This is a genomic window from Micromonospora sp. NPDC020750 (genome assembly GCF_044334565.1).
Classification (GTDB): Bacteria; Actinomycetota; Actinomycetes; order Mycobacteriales; family Micromonosporaceae; genus Micromonospora.
The window spans coordinates 51,603-66,558 of the sequence record NZ_JBIRTH010000013.1 but is presented as its reverse complement, the minus strand read 5'-3'; the positions used below and the strand labels follow the sequence as shown (position 1 = coordinate 66,558).

The 14,956-nt window shown below is 70.6% G+C and carries 10 protein-coding genes; 6 read left to right on the top strand and 4 right to left on the bottom strand.

The features are described from left to right. Positions 1 to 75: 75 nt before the first annotated feature. The 4 genes from ACH4T9_RS29460 to ACH4T9_RS29445 all read left to right on the top strand — a co-directional run bounded on the left by ACH4T9_RS29460 (position 76) and on the right by ACH4T9_RS29445 (position 7,693). Positions 76 to 4,011 carry an amino acid adenylation domain-containing protein gene (locus ACH4T9_RS29460; RefSeq protein ID WP_396674462.1) on the top strand — a complete coding sequence of 1,312 codons (3,936 nt, stop codon included), beginning with the start codon at positions 76 to 78 and terminating at the stop codon, positions 4,009 to 4,011. Continuing rightward, positions 4,008 to 5,237, top strand: a complete 1,230-nt coding sequence (locus ACH4T9_RS29455; RefSeq protein WP_396674461.1) for a cytochrome P450 — start codon at positions 4,008 to 4,010, stop codon at positions 5,235 to 5,237. The genes ACH4T9_RS29460 and ACH4T9_RS29455 overlap by 4 nt, the downstream gene beginning before the upstream one ends. After that, positions 5,234 to 5,983 carry a 3-oxoacyl-ACP reductase FabG gene (gene fabG, locus ACH4T9_RS29450; RefSeq protein ID WP_396674459.1) on the top strand — a complete coding sequence of 250 codons (750 nt, stop codon included), beginning with the start codon at positions 5,234 to 5,236 and terminating at the stop codon, positions 5,981 to 5,983. The genes ACH4T9_RS29455 and fabG overlap by 4 nt, the downstream gene beginning before the upstream one ends. A 474-nt stretch (positions 5,984 to 6,457) precedes the next feature. Continuing rightward, positions 6,458 to 7,693: a LuxR C-terminal-related transcriptional regulator gene (locus ACH4T9_RS29445; RefSeq protein WP_396674458.1), complete on the top strand. Its 1,236-nt coding sequence runs from the start codon at positions 6,458 to 6,460 to the stop codon at positions 7,691 to 7,693. A gap of 11 nt (positions 7,694 to 7,704) precedes the next feature. Here the strand turns inward: ACH4T9_RS29445 and ACH4T9_RS29440 are convergent, their stop codons facing one another. Together ACH4T9_RS29440 and ACH4T9_RS29435 are read right to left on the bottom strand one after the other, a co-directional pair. Beyond that, the gene (locus tag ACH4T9_RS29440) at positions 7,705 to 8,928 is read right to left on the bottom strand and encodes a 3-deoxy-7-phosphoheptulonate synthase (protein WP_396674457.1); all 1,224 of its coding nucleotides are present in this window, start codon (positions 8,926 to 8,928) and stop codon (positions 7,705 to 7,707) included. Further along, entirely contained in the window at positions 8,925 to 9,977 is a 1,053-nt protein-coding gene (locus ACH4T9_RS29435) for a 3-dehydroquinate synthase family protein (RefSeq protein ID WP_396674455.1), read from the bottom strand. The genes ACH4T9_RS29440 and ACH4T9_RS29435 overlap by 4 nt, the downstream gene beginning before the upstream one ends. A gap of 543 nt (positions 9,978 to 10,520) precedes the next feature. Here ACH4T9_RS29435 and ACH4T9_RS29430 point away from each other — a divergent pair. Next, complete coding sequence (locus tag ACH4T9_RS29430) at positions 10,521 to 11,354, top strand: SGNH/GDSL hydrolase family protein (protein WP_396674453.1); 834 nt, start codon at positions 10,521 to 10,523, stop codon at positions 11,352 to 11,354. Between the two features lie 206 nt (positions 11,355 to 11,560). Here ACH4T9_RS29430 and ACH4T9_RS29425 read toward each other — a convergent pair whose 3' ends face one another. Beyond that, complete coding sequence (locus tag ACH4T9_RS29425; RefSeq protein WP_396674452.1) at positions 11,561 to 11,719, bottom strand: hypothetical protein; 159 nt, start codon at positions 11,717 to 11,719, stop codon at positions 11,561 to 11,563. Positions 11,720 to 11,729: 10 nt separating this feature from the next. Further along, on the bottom strand, positions 11,730 to 13,334 hold the full coding sequence (locus ACH4T9_RS29420) for a fatty acid--CoA ligase family protein (RefSeq protein ID WP_396674451.1): 1,605 nt from the start codon (positions 13,332 to 13,334) through the stop codon (positions 11,730 to 11,732). A gap of 325 nt (positions 13,335 to 13,659) precedes the next feature. Between ACH4T9_RS29420 and ACH4T9_RS29415 the strand changes: the two genes are divergently transcribed. Then, positions 13,660 to 14,895, top strand: coding sequence for a cytochrome P450 (locus ACH4T9_RS29415; protein WP_396674450.1), 1,236 nt, complete (start codon positions 13,660 to 13,662; stop codon positions 14,893 to 14,895). Positions 14,896 to 14,956: the final 61 nt, after the last annotated feature.

The following is a 14,956-nucleotide window of genomic DNA, read 5'->3' as shown; positions in this document are numbered from 1 at the left end:
GCCTGGCCTGCGCCGGCGCCCAGCCTCGCGGCCGATCCGTCGGCCGCGATCGTCGAGCTGCATTGGAGATCACCGTTGCGGGGGCATGAACACTACGTCCGCCAGATCCTCGGCCGGCTCGACGCCGATCCTGCCGCCGTTCCCGTCACGCTCGGAGACGAGCCGTTCTCGGCCGAGCGCCTCGCCAGGGCGATCCGCACGACAGCCGCGTGGATGCGCTCGGCCGGTGTCGGCCCCGGCACCTCGGTCGCCGTGCTGACCAGCCCCAACACGCCGGCCACGCTGGTCTACCGCTACGGGGTGAACCTCGTCGGCGCGACGGCGGTCCACATCCGTGGGGTCAACGCCGCGGACCCCCGCGACGAGCTGGGTTCCCGTGTCCAGGCCGAGATCCTCGCCGACCTCCGGCCGGCGGTGCTCGCGGTGGACCAGGACAACCTCGACCGGGCGCGCGGCCTGCGTGCCGCGGCCGGATCCGCGTTCGCCCTCGCCGCCCCGGGTCCGTCCGGGCCGGACGTGCTGGACATGACCCGGCCCCCGGAGACGCCGTTCGACGACTCGACGGCCGATCCGCCGGAGGTCGCCGTGGTGACGTTCACCAGCGGCTCGTCGGGACGGCCGAAGGGCATCAGCTGGCCGTTCGCCGTCAAGAACGACATGGCCGCGGCCGCGGCCGGGGCCCGGCCGGCGGTCTGCCTGGTCACCGGGTCGCTGACCCACTCCAGCGGTTTCTCCGCCGATGACGCGATCATCGCCGGGGGCCGCGTCGTGCTGCACCACGGGTTCGACGCCGAGGTGGTGCTCCGGGCCGTCGAACGGCACCGCGTCACCCGGCTCGTCCTCGCCTCTCCTGAGGTCTACGCCCTCACCGAGCACCACGCGTTCGACGACTACGACCTCTCGAGCCTGCGCGAGGTGTTCTACACCGGGAGCCCGGCCGCGCCGGAGCGGCTGGCGGCCGCCGCCAAGTCGCTCGGCCCGGTGTTGTTCCAGGTCTACGGCACGAGCGAGACCGGCATGGTCAGCCTGCTCACCCCGGAGGACCACCTGGACCCCGACCTGCGCCGCACCGTCGGACGGGCCCCGGCGAACGTCCGGATCACCATCCGCGATCCGCAGGACCACGACCGGGTCCTCCCGCCGGGCGTCGCCGGCGAGATCTGCTCGTCCGGGGGATGGGCGATGAGCCACTACTGGAACGACCCGGAGCAGACCGCGCGGACGGTCCGCGACGGGTGGGTGCACACCGGCGACCTCGGACGGCTCGACGAGTCGGGGTACCTGACCCTCGACGGCCGGCTCGACGGCGTCCTGAAGGGCCACGGCGTCCGGATCTACCCGGAGGCGGTGGAGCGGGTGCTCCTCGAGCACGCGGACGTGGCCCAGGCGGCAGTGTTCGGGATCGAGGACGGGGACCGCCTGGCGCTGGTCCACGCGGTGGTGACGCCGGCGTCCGGCTGCACGCCACGACCGGCCGACCTGCGGGCGTACGTGGCGGACGCGATCGGCGACCGCCACGCTCCGGTGGACATCGAGGTCAGACCCGAACTGCCCCTGCTGGGATCGGCGAAGCCGGATCGGAACCTGCTGCTGGAGCAGGCGCTGGGCGCGCGGTTCTGGCAGTCGTCGCTGGACGGTGTCGACGGCGATTCCCTGCTGCGCGACCGGCTCGCCCGGCCGGGCGACGACGCGGCCGGGGTACCGACGCTCGTCCGGCGGGTCCCGGAGTTCCCGTCCGCGGAGAACACGCTGCTCGGGGTCTGGGCGGTACTGCTGCACCTGCTGGGCGCCGGCTCTCCGGTGGTCTTCGGGGCCGGGCTCCGGCCGCTCCTGGTGGACGTCGCGCCGGACGAGGAGGTCGGCGCCGTCCTGGACCGGGTCGGGGACGCCGTGGCCACCTCGGCCGGGCACGCCCGGCTGGGACCGCGGGGGCGGGCCGTGCTCGACGCCGCGGCGGACGCGTTGTTCGACACCGCGGTCAGCTTCACCCGTGCCGGGGACCCGCCGCCCGATCCGGTCCGGCCGCCCACGGCCGAACTCAGGGTGGACCGTGACGCGGGCGAACTCGTCCTGACCCTGGTCACCGACCCGCGGCGCATCGGCGCGGAACCCGCGGGGCGTCTCCTCGACATGGTCGTGCGCCTGCTCCACGCGTTCCGCGAGGCGCCCGGCCAACCGGTCGCCGGGCTGGACCTCCTCGACCCGGCCACCCGCCGCCAGGTGCTCCGCGAATGGAACGCGTTCCGAGAGCCGCAGCCCGCCGCGACGCTGGGCCGGCTGTGGCAGCGCGCCGTCGACGAGCACGCCGGGCAGCCGGCGGTGGACGAGGACGGCGTCGTGACCTCGTACGCCGAACTCGACCACCGTGCCGGACGGCTCGCGGCGGCCCTCGCCGAGGCGGGTGCGGCACCGGGCCGGATGGTGGCCCTCGTGCTGCCACGATCCCTGGACCTGATCACCGCGCTCCTGGCGACCGTGCGGACCGGCGCCGCCTTCGTCCCCGTCGATCCGGGATATCCGCGAGAGCGGATCGCCGCCATGCTGGAGGACTGTGACCCGGTCGCGGTCTGCACGACGGCGTCGGCCGACCTCCCGCTGACCCGTCCCTGGCCGCGCGTCCTCGTCGACGACCCGGGGATCGGCGAACGGACGGACGAATCTCCGCGGGTCACCCCGGGACTGGCCGATCCGGCGTACGTCATCTACACCTCCGGCACGACCGGCCGGCCGAAGGGCGTCGTGGTCACCCACACCGGGCTGGCGAACCTGGCCGCGACCAAGCGCGAGGGCCTGGGACTGGACAGCACCGCCCGGGTGCTGCAGTTCGCGTCACCGAGCTTCGACGCGTTCGTCGCCGAGTTGATGGGCGCGTTCACCGCGGGGGCGACGGTGGTCGTGCCGCCGCCGGGCCCCCTCGCCGGAGAACCGCTGACAGCGGTCCTGGTCGAACGGCGGGTCACCCACGCCATCCTCCCGCCGGTGGCGCTGTCCAGCATGGACTGCTCAGCCGTGCCCGGGCTCCGTGGCCTGATCAGCGCCGGCGAGGAATGTCCGGCCGAGCTGGCCGCGCGGTGGTCCGCGAACCGCCGGATGGTCAACGCCTACGGGCCCACCGAAGTCACCGTCTGCGCCACTCAGAGCGGGCCGCTCACGGGAGATGGCCGTCCCCCGATCGGACGGCCCATCGCCGGTGCCCGCGTCTACGTGCTCGGTCCCGGGCTGCAGCCGGTGCCACCCGGATTCCGCGGGGAGCTCTACGTAGCGGGAACCGGTGTCGCGCGGGGTTACCTCAACCGGCCCGCGTTGACGGCCGAACGCTTCGTGGCGGACCCGTTCAGCCCGCCCGGCAGCCGGATGTACCGCACCGGCGACGTCGCCTCCTGGCGCGACGACGGCAACCTGGACTTCCACGGCCGGGCCGACGACCAGATCAAACTGCGGGGCTTCCGGATCGAGCCGCGCGAGGTGGCGGCGGTGCTCGAGGAACTTCCCGCGGTCGCCCGCGCGGTGGTCGGCGTACGCGAGGACGGCACCGGCCGCACCCGGCTGGTCGCCTGGGTCGTGGCCGCCGACGGGGAGGCGCCCGCCCGCGAGCACCTCCGCGAGCACGCCGCACGCCGGTTGCCGGAGCACATGGTGCCGACCGGGTACGTCGTCGTCGAGGCCCTTCCGGTGACGCCGAACGGCAAACTCGACCTGGCCGCGCTTCCCGAAGTGGCCGAACAGGACGGTCCGGCGCGGGAGGCCCCGCGTACCCCCGCGGAGCGCGCGCTGGTCGCCATCTTCCAGGACTTGCTGGAGGCCGCCGAGGTCGGTGTCGACAGCGACTTCTTCGCGCTCGGCGGCGACAGCATGCTGGCCATCTCGCTGATCCGGCGCGCTCGCGAGGCTGGGTTGGCCATCTCCCCCGCGGAGATCATGGGAAACCCCACGATCGGTGCCCTCGCCTCGGTGGCGACCCCGCTGCCGTCCCCGCCCGCCCCGACTCCTCACGTGGAAGGCCGCCGATGACCCGCCCAGAAGTCAGCCCTGAGCTCCTCGATTCGCTCGACCTCGCCGACCCGGTGCTGCACGCCGAGAACGAACTTTCCGAGGTGTGGCGTGCGCTCCGCGAGGAGCGGCCCCACTACTGGCACCCGCCCAAGGGTGACCGTCCCGGCTTCTGGGTCTTCACCCGCTACTCCGACGCGATGACGGTCTACCGCGACAAGGAACACTTCACCACCGAGGGCGGCAACGCGCTGGCGACCCTGCTCACCGGTGGCGACTCCGCGTCCGGCTCCATGCTCGCGGTGACCGACGGCGACAAGCACACCCAGTTGCGCAACGTGCTGAACGCGGCATTCTCCCCCCGCCGGCTCAAGAGCATCCGCGAGGCGATCCGGCGGACGATCGACGACCTGGTCCGGGCGGCGATCGACAAGGGCGAGTGCGATTTCGTCCACGACGTGTCCGCGAACGTTCCGCTGGGCGCCATCTGCGGTCTGATGGACGTGCCCGAGGCGGACCGCCGCTATCTGCTCGGGCTCACCTCGCACGCGTGGAGCTCCGACTACGCGGACGCCCCGCCGCAGGAGAGCTGGCAGGCCAAGAGCGAGATTCTGCTCTACTTCGCCGACCTGGCGCAGACCCGGCGCGGCAGTGACTCCGACGACGTGGTCAGCCTGCTGGCCAACTGCCACGTCGGCGGTCGCCCGCTGAGCGACGCCGACCTGATGTCCAACTGCTACGGGCTGATCATCGGCGGGGACGAGACCGGACGTCATGCCATCTCCGGCGGCCTCCAGGCACTGATCGAGTGGCCGGACCAGTGGCGCGCCCTCAAGGAGGGCACCGTCGGCCTCGACACCGCCGCCAACGAGGTGCTGCGCTGGACCGTTCCCTCGTTGCACGGCGGACGCAAGGCCTCCGGCGACACCATGGTCAACGGGCAGCCGGTCAAGAAGGACGACATCGTCAGCGTCTGGATCTCCTCGGCCAACCGGGATCCCGAGGTCTTCGCCGATCCGGACCGCCTCGTCCTCGGCCGTACGCCGAACAAGCACCTCACCTTCGCCTTCGGCTCGCACATCTGCCTGGGGCACACGCTGGCGCGTATCGAGGTGGAGGAGGTGCTCGACTCGCTGCGTACGCTCGTGTCGTCCGCGGAACAGACCGGGCCGGAGCGGTGGATCTACTCCAGCATCCTGCACGGCATGAGCTCGCTACCGGTCGCGCTGACGCCCGAGCCGGCGTGAACCGCGTCGCCATCGTCACCGGATCGGCCCGGGGCATCGGCGCCGCGGTGGCCGGCCGGCTGATCGAGGACGGCATCGATGTCGCCGTCCTCGACATCGATCCGGCGGCGGCGGAGGCCGCCGCCGCCAGCCTCGACCGGGCGGGCGGCCGCGCCACGGCCATCGGGGTCGACGTGAGCGACGCCGACTCGGTCCGCACGGCGGTCGACGAGGTCGTCGACCGGTTCGGGCCGCCGGGCATCCTGGTCAACAACGCCGGCACCACCCGGGACAACCTGCTCTTCTATCTCTCGCCGACCGACTGGGACCTGGTCATCAACGTGAACCTGCGCGGCACGTTCCTGATGACGCACGCGGTCGCCGAGCACATGGTCAAGCTCGGCTGGGGCCGCGTGGTGAACCTGTCGAGCATCGCCGCGGTCGGCAACGTCGGCCAGGCCAACTACTCGGCGGCGAAGGCCGGGATCGAGGGCCTGACCAAGACGCTGGCCCTGGAACTCGGCCCGCTGAACGTCACCGTCAACGCCGTGGCGCCCGGCTATGTGGCCACCGAGATGACCGCGGCACTGGCGGCGCAGGCCGGCCGTACGGTCGAGGAGCACCAGGCGCAGGCCGCGGCGACGATTCCGCTGCGCCGGGTCGGTCAGCCGAGGGACATCGCCGACATGGTGGCCTTCCTGGCGAGCGACCACGCGTCGTTCGTGTCCGGCCAGATCATCCATGTCGCCGGTGGACCGGTCTGCTGACCAGCGCCTCCACTCAACACTGTCAAACCGGGTAGTGGCCCGCGAACCGGCCGGGTGGAGCCTGCGGACGAAGCACCCCATCGCATTTGACGGACATCGAACTGCCAAGGTGAGTGATGCTCAGATGAACCGGCCTCACCGGGCATGGTCCGAGATCTGATAGCCGCCCGCACGTACGCGCCGTCGACGCGCTGACCAGCACCTTTGCGATCGTGCGGCCGACCGTGCCCCGCAACACCTCGGAAATCTGGCTGCCAACGGTAAAAAACAGTGTTTGATTCATCCATTTCGATGGTAACGTCAGAAGCGCACCATGGCGGGCAAGGCGGCCTGGTTGTGGGCGGCGAGCAATAGATGACCCGCCCGGATCGGCATGATCAATTTGGGGGATTGTCTTTGATCAGGTCACGGCGGGCAAAGTCTGCCCGGAACGATTCCCACGGCATTTCCTCCGACAATTGCCTAATCGTTCAGATGCTCGCGCAGGCCCGGGCGAGCTGGCGCTCCGGCGACCTCGGCCTGGGCCTCTCCTACACCGAGGCCGCCACCCTGGCCCGTTGCGATCGGTGCGGCGAACCCTGTGCCCTGCACGCGCGCCTGCAACAGGCGCTGCTCTACACCCTGATCCGGCGGACCGGCGCGGCGCAGCAGATCATCGATGAGATACGCGCCAGCCCCGCGTTGATCGAGCACCGCAAATCTGCCGCCATCGCCACACTGGTCGAAGCAAAGATTAAACTTGCGAACGGCGACATCGCGGGTGCGGCCAGCCAGTCAAAAATCGGAATGCAGCTGGCGAACGAGGCTAATCAGACGACCTGGACGCCACTCGGCAACGCTATCCTGGCCACAACAGCCTTGCGATGCGGCGATTTGCTGGAGAGCATTCATCATGCAAATCAGCTGAAGGAGGACGCGGTTTTCGGCCGCGAAATCTTGCCCACCGGTCAGGCCATGTGGATCGTCATTCAGATCGCCGAAGCGGAGAAGGGCCCGGAGCAGGCCGCCTCGCTCGCCGGCAAGGTGCTCGAGTCGGAAGCGGCAGTCTGTTCCCTGCTCGCCGACGAGCCCGCCGCGATCCCGTGGCTGGTCCGGCTCCTGATCAACCAGGGGCAGACCGCCCTGGCCGGCTGCGGCGTGCAGTTGTCCGAGCGGGTCGCCACCGAGAATCCCGACATTCCCGAACTACGCGCGGCAGCGGCACACGCGGCGGGGCTCCTGGCCCGGGATGTCGAGGAGATCCGCCTGGCCGCCGAGGCCCACACCGATCCGTGGGCGCGCGCGCTGGCGATCGAGGACATCGGCCTGGTCCTGGCCGAGGACGACGAGGAGAACCCGGAGGCGGTGAAGAACCTCGATCTGGCCATGCGATCGTTCGCCGAGATGGGGTCGCTGCGGGATTCCTCCCGCGTCCGGAGCAAGCTGCGAGGTATCAAATCCAACCCGGAGTCGCAGGCGAGATTCTGGCCGTCCAGCGGTATTCCCGGTCTGACCGATACCGAATATGCCGTGGCCCGGCTGGTCTCCATCGGCCTCACCAACGGGCAGGCAGCGGCACAGATGTTCCTCTCCCGGCACACCGTTGCGTTCCACCTCCGGAAGATATTCCAGAAGATCGGCGTCAAGTCCCGGCTGGAGCTGGCGGTCATGTGGAACGAACTCGCGGACGGGATGCACAGCGATTCCGGGTCGCCCAGCTGCCCGAGTTGAGTTCGCGTCCGCTACGTCCGGGGCGCCCCGACCAGCTCCGCGACCACGAAGGCGAGCCCCACCGCCTGCTGCGCGTTCAGGCGGGGATCGCAAGCCGTCTCGTACCGGACAGGTAGATCCTTCTCCGCGACGGCCGGCACACCACCGAGACACTCGGTGACGTCGTCGCCCGTCACCTCCACGTGGATGCCGCCGGGGTGGGTGCCCAGCCCCCGGTGCACCTCGAAGAAGCCGGTGATCTCGTCGACTATCTGACGGAGATGGCGGGTCTTGTAGCCGTTCGCCGACATGTAGGTGTTGCCGTGCATGGGGTCGCACTGCCAGATCACCTGGCAGCCGGAGGCGGTGACCTTCTCCACGATCGGCGGCAGAACGTCACGGATCCGGGAGTGCCCCATGCGGCTCACCAGCGTGACTCGCCCGGGCTCGCCGTGCGGGTCGAGCCGGCGCACATATTCGACCGCCTGCTCCGGGGTCGTCGCCGGACCGATCTTGATACCGATGGGGTTGGACAACAGCTCCGCGAAGGCGAGATGGGCGCCGTCGAGCTGGCGGGTGCGCTCGCCGATCCACAGGAAGTGCCCCAGTCCACTGGACAGGCGAGGCTCCGGCCCGCTGGTGTCCACCCACAGCTGCGACCGTTCGTAGTCGAGCAGAAGCGCCTCGTGGCTGACGTAGATCTCGCTGCCGGCGGGGCCGCCTCGACGGAATTCGCGGACAAACCCCATGGTGCCGGCGGCGCCGGCGTGGGCTCGCAGCATCCGGTCAGGATCGGGTGCCCGGGCCGCGGGCGTGGATTCGACCGAGTTGACCATGTCGCCGCGGTAGACGGGCAGACCCCGGGCATCGACGGCCTGGGACCGGGGCTTGGCATACTGCCCGGCCATTCGAGCGATCTTGACGACGGGCAGTCCGGCACGGTGGACGAGCACCGCGGCCATGTGGGCCAGCGTTTGGAGATTGGCGCGCTGATGGGCCTCGGTGCTGTCGGCGAAGGTCTCCGCACAGTCGCCTCCCTGCAGCAGGAACGCCTCGCCCCGGGCGACCGCGGCGAGCTGACGGGCCAACCGTGCGGTCTCGTCCGGCGCCACGATCGGTTCGGCCCGGCTCAGCGCGGCCACCGCGTCTCGTGCCCGGCGCGGATCAGGCCACACCGGTTGCTGCGCCGCCGGCTTGCGCAACGCCGCTTCCAGCCGCCCGGCGAGAAGGCCGTCCAGCGGAGGAAAGTGCGTCATCGACGAGCCCCGCCGGGCGAAGCGACCAGGTCGGCCACGGGCGTTCGCGGCATCCGATCCAGCACGCTCGCGACCACGTCCGGCGGGACGTCGCTCACCAGTGCCGCGCCCTCCGGTCCGTCCAGGACGAAGGTGAATCCCCGCAGCGCCTTCTTGTCGTGTCGCATCAACCGGAGGAGGGCGGCGGTATCAGCCTCGGCCGGCAGTGCGGCGGGGAGCCCGTAGTGCCGGACGACGTCGTGATGCTCGGCCACCCGGGCCTGCCCGATCCGGCCGAGAGCCCCGGCGAGCTGTCCCGCGAAGACCGTTCCGATGGCCACCGCCTCGCCGTGGCGTACGGCGTAGCCGGTGGCTCTCTCCACCGCATGGCCCAGCGTGTGGCCGTAGTTGAGCAGGTGCCGCACTCCGGTGTCCCGCTCGTCCGCCTCCACGATGCGGGCCTTGAGCGTCACGCTGGCGGTGATCTGTTCGGCCAGGGTGAGCCCGCGCAGATCCGGCGCGCCGATGAAGTGGCAGCGGGCGATCTCGCCGAGGCCGCTGAGCATCTCCCGCCGCGGCAGGGTCGACAGGTAGTCGGTGTCGCAGAGCACCGCGCTGGGCTGCCAGTACGCGCCGACCAGGTTCTTGCCGGCGGGCAGGTTCACCGCCGTCTTCCCGCCGACGCTGGCATCCACCTGGGCGAGCAGGGACGTGGGCAGATGGATCACAGGGACGCCCCGGTGGTACAGCGCGGCCGCCAGCCCGACCACGTCGGTGGTGGTACCGCCGCCGCACGAGACAATCACGTCCGACCTGGTCAGCCCGAAGCGGACGAACTCACCGCACAATGCCTCCACCGTGCCGAGGGTCTTGTCGTGCTCGCCGTCGTGCGCGGGCAGCACCAGGCTCTGCACCCCGGTGTCGGGCACCCATTCCCGGGGGCGGGCCGACACGACGACGGCTCGCTCGGCGCCCAGCCGCCGGATGACGCCGGCGAGCGCCGTCCGCACGCCCGGGCCGATGAGTACGTCGTACGAATGGTCTCTCAGACGCAGAGAAACCGCGGTCATGTTGTCCCCTCCGGCCGCTGCGTGAACGGGTTCCGCCCCCACCAACCGCCTGATCAGTCTCGCCCGCGTCGCTCCGGGCAGCCATCACCAACGTGAGTAGTACCGGCCGGTCCGGATGACGGTCGTGCCGGGTGCGAAGCTGCCCGCCGAGGCCGACGACGTACCCGAAGCGCCGGGAAAACTGCCCGCCGCCGCCTGACCCAGGCGGACGGCCGGGTGCCGCGGGGCGGCGGCACCCGGCGGGGCGAGAGGGCTGCGGGAGAGTCTCCGTCGGCTGGGCTCGGCGCTGAAGCACGGGGTCACGCCACCGTTCTGATCGACGCGGTCGGTGGTCCGGTGCAGGGGTGACGGTGGCGGGTGGAGCCTGGTTTCCTTCCTACGCTCGTGGATGGATCCCGGCCAGGGGCGCTGCGCGCCGTGGACAGCGCGGCGACGGCTGGAGTTGTAGTCGCACGCCGTTGTAATGATCCAAGCGGCATGTATCCTCAGGCATCGACGAACTGCTATTAGTCGTTTCGCATCCACTGAACGATGGAGGGGTACATGACCAGAACCCGGATGCTGACCCTGCTCGCAGGTGTTCTCTCCGCGACGCTCGCGGTGCTTGGGCTGGCCAACCCGGCGCAGGCCGCCGGCCACCACTACGTGGCGCTCGGCGACTCGTACGCCTCGGGTGTCGGCGCCGGCAGCTACACCTCGGAGAGCGGCAACTGCAAACGCAGCACCAACGCGTTCTCCGCCCTCTGGGCGGCGGCCAACGCGCCGGCCTCCTACAAGTCGGTGGCCTGCGGGGGCGCGAAGACGACTGACGTGATCAATTCGCAGGTCGCCGCGCTCAGCTCGCAGACCACCCTGGTCAGCATCACCATCGGCGGCAACGACGCCGGGTTCGGCAACATCATGTCCACCTGCGCCCTCAAGGGCTCCACTGCCTGCATCGCCGCGGTGGACGCGGCCCAGGCGCAGGCCCGGGCCAACCTCCCCGGCCTGCTCGACCGGACCTACGCCGCGATCCGCGGCAAGGCCCCGAACGCCAAGGTCGTGGTGCTGAGCTACCCGGTCTTCTACCAGCTCGGCACGGTCTGCGTCGGGATCGGTGAGGCGGCCCGCGCGAAGGTCAACGAGGGCATCAACCTGGCCGACAACCTGATCGCCGCCGCCGCGGCCCGCGCCGGGTTCGCCTTCGCCGACGTGCGCAGCATCTTCGTCGGGCACCAGATCTGCAGCGGCAACAAGTGGATCCACTCGGTCGACATCCTGAACCTGTCGAACTCGTACCACCCGATGGTGACCGGGCAGGCCAACGGCTACCTACCGGTGTTCACCCAGGCAGTCGGCCAGTCCACCACCGCCAAGAGGGCTAGCGCCAAGGCATAGCCCGCGCAGACAACCCGAACCACTCCTCCGTCCCGCCGCTCAACCGGGGCTGTCTCGTCAACTCGGACAGTCCCGTACTGGGCAAGGAATGACATGGCGGTGTCGGGCTACATCACAGCCGCGGGCGTGAATGTTTGTCCGTAGGCGCCGGATGAGGCGGCTTCACCGGGTCGACCCGGTGGAGCCGCCTCACTCGTGAGCGGGTACTACCAGGTCAGGCCGGCACCGTACGGATAGAGCGGATTTCCGTACCCGGTCGGAACCGGCTGGCCGGCGTCGATGCGGGCACGGATCTCGACCCGCTGCGTAGCGGTCGCGCCCAGGTCGTACGGCAGGTCCCAGTGCTCCACCTCGTCGGCCGGCACGTCTGCAGTGCTAGACCCGGGAGCCGGACCGGGCCAATGCCGCGCGGGCATCGGCCCGCAGTTGGACCCGATCAGGTTTGCCCGGGCCGATCACCGGCAGTTCCAGGCGAATTTCGATCACGCTGGGGACGTAGCTGTCGGAAAGTGCCTCGGCGACATGGCGACGCAGTTCCTCAGGGTCCACGGCCGCCCCGGGCTTCGGCACGACGGCGGCATACATCCGCTCCACCCGGTCGGGGTCCTCCACGCCGCACACCACGGCCTGGGACACGCCGGGCGCTTGGTTCAGCACCCTCTCGACGGCCTCGGGATGGATCCGGACTCCCTTGACCTTCATCATGTCCGAGAGCCGGCCGCTCAGGTGCAGGTAACCGCCGGCGTCGAGGTGCCCGAGGTCGCCGGTGCGAATCCAGCCGTCCCGGACGAGCGCCGCGGTCAGTTCGGGCTCGTGCCAGTAGCCGGCCGACGGCCAGCGCGGCTTCGCACAGACCTCGCCGATCTCGCCGACGGGCAGGGCCGCGCCGGTCTCCGGGTCCCGGATGCTCAGCGCTTCGGGATTCACCGGCCGGCCGACGGTGCCGCAGGTCCGCAGGTCCTCGTGGTCGTCCGGGGAGAGCACGGTGATCGCGTCGCCGGCCTCGCTTGTGCCGTAGCCTTGGATCAGCACCGGACCGAAGATCTCCCGGGCCTCGCGCAGTCGGAGCGGCGCCCCGGGGCTGCCCATGTAGAACAGCTCGGTCAAGCTGGACAGGTCGGTGCCCGCCCGGTCCGGATGCTCGGCGAGCGCGTTCACCTGCGGAGTGCCGAGCATGAGCCGGCTGATCCGGTGATGGGCGACCGCGCGCAGCACCGCCCCCGCCTCGAAGCCGTTGTGCAGCACCACCATGCCACCGGAGACGAGCGTGTCGTCCGCGGCGAACCCGCTGGAATGGGTGAGCGGCGCGGTGATCAGGACATTCGTCCGGCCGCGGCGGCCGGCGGCGCCAGCGCCGGCGATGGGTGGCAGCCACGGTGCGGACGCGACCATGTCGTTCTTGACCCCAAAGGTCCAGCAGACGCCCTTCGGCAGGCCGCTCGACCCGCTGGTCTGGGTGATCACCGCGAGGTCGTCGTCGGTGATGTCCGCGCAGGGCTCGGCACCGTCGCCGGATCCGGCGGTCAGGTCCACGGTGTCCGGACCCCCGGCCCCGAGAACCGCCAGGACCGGACGCTCGGCCCCGGTCGCGAGCAGGTCGCGCGCCCGCCCCTCGTGAGACACGTCGACCGCCAGCATCCGTGCGCCCAGGTCCGCGACGACGGCGCGCTGCAACTCCAGTCGCAGTTCGTCGTCGGGGATGACCGTGCTCACGCCGCGCACGTGCGCGGCGGTCGCCCCCCGCAGGTTGGCCGCCCAACGCAGAATCAGGGTGGCGGCGGTGTTGGGCTCGGTGAAAATGCACACGACGTCCCCGCAGGTGACGCCCTGGCGGCCCATCGCCGCCGCGGCCCGGCGGGTGGCGTCGGCGATTTCCCCCGCAGCGAGGATGACACCGCCGCTGACTATTGCGGCGCGATCCGGATCGGCGTCGAAATTGGTCAGCAACCGCTGAACATAATGCACATGCGTCGTACTCATAACCCGGTTCGCCTTCCTTCTCCGGAAGAACGCGATGACCAGCGCCGACCGCGAATCGCAGGTTAACCTGCGGGGAAGCATGGTCCCCATCCCTCACATTGACGGCACCCGGCCGCCAGAAAATGGGTGGGCGCGCTTCTTTTCGGGGAAGGCCCGAATCGGCCATCGGGGCGAGTGCGGCCACCGATTGTGCGTGGGAGACGTCGGTCCGTCGGGGCCGGGGGCGGAAACCATTCATCCTGGTAGGGGCGCGAATCCGTTGCGCGATCCTAGTATCGGCCACAGCGGATCGACTCCGTCACTGTCGTCGTCAGGAGACTGCACCGTGCCCGGTCCGCTGGACACCAATCCGCTGTTCGCGCTCCTCGACCACTCCGTGCGCCGCGACCCGTACCCGGTCCTCGCCGAGCTGCGGGCGGCCAGCCCGCTGCACGCCGGTGACCTGGTCGTCGTCGGCGACCACGCCACCTGCATGGCGGTGCTGCGCAACCCGGCGATGGGCAACGACACCCTCGGCTACCCGAGCATCGCCGAGGTGCTGCCTCGGTCGAGCTCGCTGATGGTGCTCGAGTCGCTGTTCTTCATGGACCCGCCCGAGCACGGCCGCCAGCGCAACCTGATCTCCAAGTCGTTCACCCCCCGGATCACCGGCCGGTACGAGCCGATGATCCGCAGCACCGTCGACCGCGTCTACGCCGACCTGGCGGATCGCGGCTCGTTCGACGTCGTCGAGTACGCGACCCGCGTGTCGCTGGGCGTGATCTGCGAGCTGATGGCGATCCCCGACGGCGACGTGACCATGCTCAAGGACTGGTCGGACGAGCTGGCCCTGGCCACCGAGGTGCCGACGCTGTCCGCTGCGTTCCGCAGCCCGGAGCTGTTCAGCGAGGAGGAGGTCGGCGGCTTCGCGAAGACCTCGTTCGAGATCCACGCGTACTTCGCCGACCTGATCCACAAGCGACGCCGGCAGCCGGGCGAAGACCTGATCTCCAGCCTGATCGAGGTCCGCGACGGCGGCGAGTCGCTGACCCGCCCCGAGATCACCAACGTGCTGCTCAACCTGTTCGCCGCCGCCCACGAGTCGGTGACCAACGTGATCTCCAACGGGGTGCTGGCGCTGCACCGTAACCGCGACCAGCTGGCCCTGGTGCGCGAGCGGCACGAGATCGCGCCGCTGCTGGTCAACGAGGTGCTGCGGTACGACGCCCCGGTGCAGCTCACCGCCCGGGTCGTGCTGCGGCCCACCACGGTCGGCGAGGTGCGGATCGAGCCGGGCACGGTCGTGGTGCTGCTGCTGGCCGCGGGCAACCGGGACGAGGCAGCGTTCCCCGGGGCCGACCGGTTCAAGGCCGACCGCAAGCCGAAGAGCACCCAGCTCTCCTTCGGCGCCGGGCCGCACTACTGCATCGGCGCCGCACTGGCCAGGCAGGAGGCGGAGATCGCGCTGTCCGCGTTCGCGACCCGACCGTCCGGGTTCGAGGCCGACGAGGACGCGCTCGACTATCGCCAGCACGTCGTGGTGCGCGGCCTGCGGACCCTGCCCGTCACCCTGCGGCCCTGAGCGAAGGGATCGACGTGCGCGTCGCCGACGACAAGATGCGGCAGTACCTCAAGAAGGTCAC